Below are 3,576 nucleotides of genomic sequence, written 5' to 3'. Positions count from 1 at the left end.
AGCAGCACGTTGAAGATGTCAGGGTGCGCTTTTTCGATTTCGTCGAGCAGCAGCACGCAATGCGGCTTTTTGGTCACCGCCTCGGTCAGCAGCCCACCCTGGTCAAAGCCCACATAGCCCGGAGGCGCACCAATCAGGCGGCTCACGGCATGGCGCTCCATGTACTCCGACATGTCAAAGCGGATCAACTCGATGCCCATGATGTAGGCCAATTGCTTGGCGGCTTCCGTCTTGCCCACGCCCGTGGGGCCCGAAAACAGGAAGGAGCCAATGGGCTTGTCGTCCTTGCCCAGGCCCGAGCGCGCCATCTTGACGGAGGACGCCAGCACGTCGAGTGCCTTGTCCTGGCCGAACACCACGCTTTTCAGGTCGCGCTCCAGCGTCTTGAGCTTGCCGCGGTCGTCATTGGAGACATTGGCGGCAGGAATCCGGGCGATTTTGGCCACGATTTCTTCCACCTCGGTCTTGGTGATGGTTTTCTTGCGCTTGTTGGCCGGCAAGATGCGCTGGGCGGCGCCCGCCTCGTCAATCACGTCGATGGCCTTGTCGGGCAAGTGGCGGTCGTTGATGTATTTGGCGCTGAGTTCGGCCGCCGCCTGCAGGGCAGCCAGCGCATACTTGACGCCATGGTGCTCTTCAAAGCGCGACTTCAGGCCCTTGAGGATATCGACCGTTTCCTGCACCGAAGGCTCGACCACATCGACCTTCTGGAAGCGCCGTGACAGCGCCGCGTCTTTTTCGAAGATGCCGCGGTATTCGGTAAAAGTGGTGGCGCCAATGCACTTGAGCTGACCCGAACTGAGGGCTGGCTTGAGCAGGTTGGACGCATCCAGCGTGCCGCCAGAAGCTGCACCGGCACCGATCAGGGTGTGGATTTCGTCAATGAACAAGATGCCGTTGGGCTTGTCTTTCAGGGACTTCAGCACGCCTTTGAGACGTTGTTCAAAGTCACCGCGGTATTTGGTGCCGGCCAGCAAGGCGCCCATGTCGAGCGAATAGACCTGCGCCTCGGCCAGGATTTCGGGCACGTCTTTTTGGGTGATGCGCCAGGCCAGGCCCTCGGCAATCGCGGTTTTACCCACGCCGGCTTCACCCACCAGCAGCGGGTTGTTTTTGCGGCGGCGGCAAAGAATCTGGATCACGCGCTCGACCTCGTAGTGGCGACCGATCAGCGGATCGATCTTGCCGTCTTTGGCGAGCTGGTTGAGGTTGACCGTGAACTGCTCAAGCGGTGAGGCTTTTTCGTTCTTTTCGGTGCCTTCCTCGCTCTCGGCTGCGGGTTCACCGGCCTTGCTGGGCTCGGTCGGGTCGCTTTTCTTGATGCCGTGCGCAATGAAATTCACCACGTCCAGGCGGGTCACGCCCTGTTGGTGCAGGTAGTACACGGCATGCGAGTCCTTCTCGCCAAAAATGGCGACCAGCACATTGGCGCCAGTCACTTCTTTTTTGCCATTTCCGGTGGACTGCACATGCATGATGGCGCGCTGAATCACCCGCTGGAATCCCAGCGTGGGTTGCGTGTCGACGTCATCGCTGCCAGCGACCTGGGGCGTGTTGTCCTTGATGAAATTGGCAAGCGACTTGCGCAGATCATCCACATTGGCCGAGCAGGCGCGCAACACTTCGGCCGCACTGGGGTTGTCCAGCAAGGCCAGCAGCAAATGCTCAACGGTGATGAATTCGTGCCGTTGCTGGCGAGCCTCGACAAAGGCCATGTGCAAGCTGACTTCTAATTCCTGGGCAATCATTGATCTTCCTTTCGGCTTGCGTGAATTGTTACTGTACTGACTTCAACAGAATATTGGCGGAATTTCTCATAATTCAATGGGCTCGCTGACACATTGCAGAGGATGACCATTTTTTCGGGCTGCTTCCGTGACCTGGTCGACTTTGGTAGCCGCCACGTCTTTGGAGAAAACACCGCAAATGCCTTTTCCATCCAGGTGAATCTTTAGCATGATCTGCGTAGCGGTGTCCCTGTCCTTGTTGAAAAACTCCTGAATGACCACCACGACGAACTCCATCGGGGTGTAGTCATCATTCAAAAGCGCCACCTGGTACATCTGCGGCGGCTTCGTTTTCTGCGGACGACGCTCCAAAACGACCGAATCCCCACCGTTGACGTCGTTGGGCTTGACAGCGGGAGCCGGAGGGAGCGCCGGAGATTTTGGAGATTTGGTTGCCATGGAATTCATTCTAGCCATCCCTGCGCTTCTGTAGGCCTGGAATGGGAATTGGTGACGGTAGCGCGGCCTTCAAGGGAACATTTCAGACCCTTCCCCGCGTCCATAAAAAAAACCGCCTCGGGATTGCTCCCGGGCGGCTTGCAGGGCAGCTAAGCCAGATTTACATGTGGTCGATCATGACCTGGCCGAAGCCAGAGCAGCTGACCTGGGTTGCGCCTTCCATGAGTCGGGCAAAGTCGTAGGTGACTTTCTTGGACTCAATCGACTTTTCCATCGAGCTGATGATCAGGTCAGCCGCCTCGGACCAGCCCATGTGGCGCAGCATCATTTCAGCAGACAGAATAAGCGAACCAGGGTTCACGTAATCCTTGCCGGCATATTTGGGCGCTGTGCCGTGTGTGGCTTCAAACATGGCGATGGTGTCGCTCAGGTTGGCGCCAGGAGCAATGCCGATGCCGCCCACCTGGGCTGCAAGTGCGTCAGAGACGTAGTCGCCATTGAGGTTCAGCGTGGCAATCACGCTGTATTCGGCCGGACGCAACAAAATCTGCTGCAGGAAAGCGTCCGCAATCACGTCTTTGACGATGATGTCATTGCCCGTTTTCGGGTTTTTGAACTTGCACCATGGGCCACCGTCGATCAGTTCAGCGCCAAATTCGTTTTGCGCCAGTCCGTAGGCCCAATCGCGAAAGCCACCTTCGGTGAACTTCATGATGTTGCCCTTGTGCACGATGGTCACGCTGGGCTTGTCATTGTCAATCGCATACTGCAGGGCCTTGCGCATCAGGCGCTCGGTGCCTTCGCTGGACACAGGCTTGATGCCGATGCCGGAGGTGTTGGGAAAGCGGATTTTCGTGACTGCCAGTTCGTCCTGCAGGAACTTGATGAGTTTCTTGGCCTTGTCACTGCCTGCTTCGAACTCGATGCCGGCATAGATGTCTTCCGAATTCTCGCGGAAAATCACCATATTGGTCTTCTGGGGCTCTTTCACGGGAGAAGGAACGCCTGCAAAATACTGAATGGGTCGCAGGCAGACGTACAGGTCAAGTTCCTGACGCAGTGCGACGTTCAAGCTACGGATACCACCGCCCACAGGCGTGGTCAGCGGGCCTTTGATGGAAACCACGTAGTCGCGCACAGCATGCATGGTTTCTTCGGGCAACCAGACATCAGGGCCATATATTTTGGTGGATTTTTCGCCAGCAAACACTTCCATCCAGTGGATTTTCTTCTTGCCACTGTAGGCTTTGGCAACAACAGCATCGACCACTTTAATCATGACGGGCGTGATGTCTACGCCTGTGCCATCGCCTTCAATAAACGGAATGATCGGCTCGTCCGGAACATTCAGTGAATTGTCGGCATTGACGGTGATTTTTTGGCCTTGGGC

General features: G+C 56.8%; 3 protein-coding genes. All 3 read right to left on the bottom strand.

Annotated features, from left to right (window positions below; genetic code table 11):
• The coding region (locus Q8K05_RS01420; protein WP_305244767.1) for an AAA family ATPase at positions 1–1,748 on the bottom strand (1,748 nt) is incomplete at its 3' end.
• Between the two features lie 66 nt (positions 1,749–1,814).
• Complete coding sequence (gene clpS / locus Q8K05_RS01415) at positions 1,815–2,186, bottom strand: ATP-dependent Clp protease adapter ClpS (protein ID WP_305244766.1); 372 nt, start codon at positions 2,184–2,186, stop codon at positions 1,815–1,817.
• 160 nt (positions 2,187–2,346) lie between these two features.
• A partial coding sequence (gene icd, locus Q8K05_RS01410) for an NADP-dependent isocitrate dehydrogenase (RefSeq protein WP_305244765.1) occupies positions 2,347–3,576 on the bottom strand: 1,230 nt, incomplete at its 5' end.

The organism is Polaromonas sp. (genome assembly GCF_030682935.1).
Classification (GTDB): Bacteria; Pseudomonadota; Gammaproteobacteria; order Burkholderiales; family Burkholderiaceae_C; genus Polaromonas.
This window is presented reverse-complemented; position numbering and strand designations above follow the sequence as displayed.